The organism is Pseudarthrobacter woesei, from assembly GCF_055412745.1.
The window spans coordinates 1-2,867 of record NZ_JBVAYU010000029.1 but is presented as its reverse complement, the minus strand read 5'-3'; the positions used below and the strand labels follow the sequence as shown (position 1 = coordinate 2,867).

At 65.1% G+C, this 2,867-nt stretch carries 1 protein-coding gene; it reads left to right on the top strand.

The window, feature by feature from the left end; all coding sequences use genetic code 11:
• The first annotated feature begins 344 nt into the window (after window positions 1-344).
• Entirely contained in the window at window positions 345-2,708 is a 2,364-nt protein-coding gene (locus ACZYZE_RS18860) for an HAD-IC family P-type ATPase (protein WP_459320462.1), read from the top strand.
• The last annotated feature ends 159 nt before the right edge of the window (window positions 2,709-2,867 follow it).

Sequence of the window (2,867 nt, the reverse complement as noted above, 5' to 3'; positions counted from 1 at the left end):
TCCTGGCCTTGAAATTTAGGGGATTGGCCGCCTCCGGTTCCCAGCATTTCCGCTGGTCTCCCTCGTGGCGACTTAGAAAACAATACACCCACCCAGCCCCCACCGCAAACCAGCCCCGCCGGCGGCCGGAAACCCCGCCACGAAGGGCGGGGGCGCCTCGCCGGGGCCCGAAAAGAACCCCTCCCCCGAAAACGGAAGGTGTGCTGTGCGTCACCCGTTACAGACGCCGCGCCGGTTACGATCGGTGGATGGCACAACCCCGGCGCCACGGACCCGCATTGCTCCATCGGCGTGTGTATGGGCCCCCGGCCGCCGGCCTCTCTACGGTTGAAGTTGCCTCCCGGATGGAGAGCGGCCTTGCCAACCAGGTCCCGGACACAACGAGCCGCAGTCTGTGGGAGATTTTCCGGGCGAATGTGCTGACCCTGTTCAACGCCATTGTGGGCACCAGCTTCCTTGTCCTGCTGCTGCTGGGCAGTTGGCAGGATGCCCTCTTTGGACTCGCGGCGGCAGGGAATGCCGTGATCGGTGTCGTGCAGGAATACCGGGCCAAGAAGTCGCTGGACCGGCTGGCGGTCATGGATGCCCCGCTGGCCAGGGTACTGCGCGACGGCGACATCCAGGACATCGCCACTGCCGACGTCGTCCGGGACGACGTGATGGTGCTGCGGGCCGGCGACCAGGTGACCGCAGACGCCTTGGTTCTCGAGAGCGGCGGGCTGGAGGCTGACGAATCACTCCTTACGGGCGAATCCGATCCGGTGGACAAGGACGCTGGAACCGAGGTCCTCTCCGGCTCGACCGTTGTTGCCGGCCGCGGCACTGCACGGGTCATCCGGGTGGGCGCCCAGTCCTTCGCCAGCAAACTCACGGCCGACGCCAAACGCTTTTCTCTTGTGAACTCCGAAATCCGCAACAGCCTCAACCGGATCCTTGGCTGGCTCACGTGGGCGCTGCTGCCCGTCGCCCTTATCGTGGCGAACGGCGAGATGCAGGCCCGTGGAGGCTGGGAAGAGGCCATCGCCAGAGGAATCTGGCCCTCAGCTTTGGTCGGCGTGATCGCCGGCGTCATCGCCATGGTCCCCCTTGGACTGGTCCTGCTCTCGAGTGTGGCGTTCGCCGTCGGCGCCCTACGGCTAGCCCGCGAGAAGGTTCTCATTCAGGAACTGGCAGCGGTGGAAGTCCTCGCGCGGGTCGATGTCCTGTGCCTGGACAAGACCGGGACGCTCACGGAAGGCGGGATTGTCTTCGACGGCGTGCACGAGCTGGCACAGCCTGCGGAACCAGGCTGGGAGCGGGCACTGGGCTGGTTCGCGTCCGATCCCGGGGCGAACGCGACGGCGCGCTGTCTCGCCGGAGCCTTTGAGAACGACGGCGGCAGCCCGGCCGTGTCTTCCGTTCCGTTTTCTTCCGCCCGTAAGTGGAGCTCCGTCACCTTCGACAGCGGAAGCGGGGACAGACACTCCTGGATTCTGGGTGCTCCGGAAGTGGTGCTCTCAGAGGACGCCGGGATTTTGGCCAGAGCCGGGGCGGTGCCGGCGTCGGAAGACGTACTGGGCCAGGCCGGAAAACTGGCGGCATCGGGTCTGCGGACCGTCCTGCTGGCCTATGCCAACGGTGCGGGCGTATCCGATGACGAGACTCGGCTGCCGCCCGGTGTGAGGCCCGTGGTGGTGCTGACGTTTCGGGAACAGATTCGGCCCGATGCGCGGCAGACTCTGGCCTACTTCCGTGAGGAGGGCGTTGAGTTGAAGATCATCTCCGGCGACGACCCCCGCACTGTCGCGGCGATTGCGAGGCAGCTGGGACTCGAGGTCCGGGACGGCTACGATGCCCGGACGCTGCCGGAGGAGCCAGCAGCGCTCGACGATGTGATGGAAAACAACACGGTTTTCGGCAGGGTCAGCCCCGCACAGAAGAAGGACATGGTGGCGGCGCTGCAGCGCCGTGGGCATACCGTGGCGATGACCGGCGACGGAGTCAATGATGCGCTGGCTTTGAAGGTGGCGGATATTGGCATAGCAATGGACTCCGCGGCCGCAGCCACCAAAGCCGTTGCCCGGCTGGTGCTGCTGGACGGCCGCTTTGACAGGCTTCCTGGGGTTGTGGCCCAGGGCCGACAAGTCATCGCCAATGTAGAACGGGTTTCGAACCTTTTCCTGAGTAAAACGGCCTATTCCATCGCGATTGCGACAAGCTTTGGGCTCCTGCAATTGCAGTTTCCGTTCCTCCCGCGCCAACTGTCATTCATCGACGGGCTGACCATCGGAGTCCCGGCCTTCTTCCTGGCACTCATGCCCAATACCCGACGCTATCGGCCCGGATTCCTCCGCCGCTCGTTATCGTTCTCCATCCCGGCGGGTCTCATCGTCGCGGCGTCGCTGCTTGGATTGACCGTTTACACGGGGGCGGCCGGCATAGGCTCCGGGCCACAAGCACTGCAGGCAGCATCAGTTCTCACGTTAACGATTGTCGGGCTGTGGATTCTCGCCGTTGTGGCCCGGCCACTCGATGCCAAGAAGCTGGCACTCGTGCTCGCCATGTGCGCAAGCCTGCTGATCTTGCTCAACGTACCGATCGCGCAGGAATTCTTCAACCTGGCCTGGCCGCCGGCGGAGCTGCTGCGGGCGGCGCTTCTTGCGGGAGCCGCCGGCGGCCTCGCGATCGAAATCCTCGCCTGGATCCACGGCCGCAAGTTCCCCCGCTGACCGAGGCGGCCGGCGGTGTGGTTGGGTTTGGGTTTTGGTTGGGGGGTTAAATGCGGGAGAGCCCCAACCGTGTGGTTGGGGCTCTCGACCGTTTAATGATGTTCCGGCGGTGACCTACTCTCCCACACCCTCCCGGGTGCAGTACCATCGGCGCTGTGG

What these genes read in the sequence shown, in the direction of transcription:
- ACZYZE_RS18860 (WP_459320462.1), top strand. Translation starts at nt 345, where the DNA reads ATGGAGAGCGGCCTTGCCAACCAGGTCCCGGACACAACGAGCCGCAGT.